The sequence below is a fragment of the Paenibacillus sp. 01T443 genome (assembly GCF_056398325.1).
This window is the reverse complement of the sequence record NZ_JBFTPE010000096.1, coordinates 1-300: the sequence shown is the minus strand read 5'-3', so window position 1 is coordinate 300 and position 300 is coordinate 1. Positions and strand designations below refer to the sequence as shown.

Annotated in this window: 1 rRNA gene; it reads left to right on the top strand. The window is 47.3% G+C overall.

What is annotated here, in order from left to right:
- Positions 1 to 189 precede the first annotated feature (189 nt).
- A 23S ribosomal RNA gene (locus AC1DLI_RS34465) occupies positions 190 to 300 on the top strand; the annotation flags it as partial.

Sequence of the window (300 nt, the reverse complement as noted above, 5' to 3'; positions counted from 1 at the left end):
AATTGCACCTTGAAAACTGGATAACGAAAGAAAAGAATTGCTGAAACATCCTTTAAGCTGTTTTTATTGTAAGCGAAAGGTGTTCGAGATTGTTGCGACWTCTTTTCGTTGTATTCYCACCGCTTAATGTTTATTGAGATGGAGGGAATAGAATGAAAACGGCGCACAAGCCGAATCACCCGAGCATATGGTTAAGCTAGTAAGAGCGCACGGAGGATGCCTAGGCACCAGGAGCCGAAGAAGGACGTGGCGAACAACGATACCGCCCCGGGGAGCCGTAAGCAGGCATTGATCCGAGGA